The 1,116-nt window shown below is 80.7% G+C and carries 1 pseudogene; it reads right to left on the bottom strand.

What is annotated here, in order from left to right:
• Positions 1-431: pseudogene (locus tag RKE29_RS30030) on the bottom strand (hypothetical protein); the annotation flags it as partial.
• Positions 432-1,116 lie beyond the last annotated feature (685 nt).

Here is a 1,116-nt window from a genome sequence, read left to right as displayed (position 1 = left end):
CGTCCCGCGCGGCCGGCCCCCGCGAGGCCGCCACCGGCCGGGCCGGTACCCGCCAGGTCGTCGGCCGCCCACTCGCCGGCGGCGGGGTAGTCCGCCGCCGGATCGCCGACGCCCGAGTAGTCCGTCGCCGGGTAGTCCGCCGCCGGACCGGCCGTCCCCGGGCCCGGCGCGTCCAGGCCGTCCGGGCCCGGCCCCGCCGTGCCCGGCCGCGGCCCGGGCACGCCGACGGCCAGGCACAGCGTGGGCACCATCGCGTGGGCGAACAGCCGCTCGTACAGGCCCTGGTGGCCGATCAGGTCGGCGGCGTGGTCGATGACCAGGAACCGCCGTCCGCCGCCCGCGTCCGGCTCGTCCGCGGCCCGCCGCACCGCCGCCTCCGGCCCGCCCGGGCCGGACCGGTCGCGCCGCAGGTCGAGGCGCACCACGGTCACGGCCGTCTCCTCTCGTCCTCGCCGTCGGCCGTCCACGGACCGTCGCCGTCGCCGTAGCCGTCGGCATCGGCGTCCCTGCCGTCGTCTTCCTTGCGTTCCTCGCGCGGGTCGGGCCGGGCCTCGCGGCGCGGCTCCGGCCGGGCCTCCCACCCGGCGTCCCGCGCGGGCGGCCACTCCTCGTCCCGCGCGGGCTCCCGTCTCGTGTCCCGCGTGGGCGGCCACTCCTCGTCCCGCGTGGGCCGCCATTCCTCGTCCGGCGCGGATCCCCACTCCGCGTCGGCGCCCCGCGACTCCGCGTCGGCGTCCCGCGTGGACTCCCACCCCGTATCCCGTCTGGGCGGGAAGTCACCGTCCCGCCCGGGCGCCCACTCCGCCNCCCGCGTGGACTCCCACCCCGTATCCCGTCTGGGCGGGAAGTCACCGTCCCGCCCGGGCGCCCACTCCGCCTCCCGCTCGGATTCCCACCGCGCGTCCCGCTCGGATTCCCACCGCGCGTCCCGCTCGGATTCCCACCGCGCGTCCCGCTCGGACTCCCAGCCCGGCTCGCGGGATCCGTACTCCCCACCCGGCTCCCGCGCAGGCTCCCGGCCGGATCCGGACCCCGCCTCCCGGCCCGACCCGGATCCCGCCTCCCGGCCCGCGGGCCCGCCCGGCAGCGTCCGCGGCCCGCGGCCGGTGCCGGCCG

The sequence above is a fragment of the Streptomyces sp. B1866 genome (assembly GCF_031932565.1).
In the GTDB taxonomy this organism is placed as follows: Bacteria; Actinomycetota; Actinomycetes; order Streptomycetales; family Streptomycetaceae; genus Streptomyces.
The sequence above is the reverse complement of the archived record's forward strand: the minus strand, read 5'-3'. Positions and strand labels throughout refer to the sequence as shown.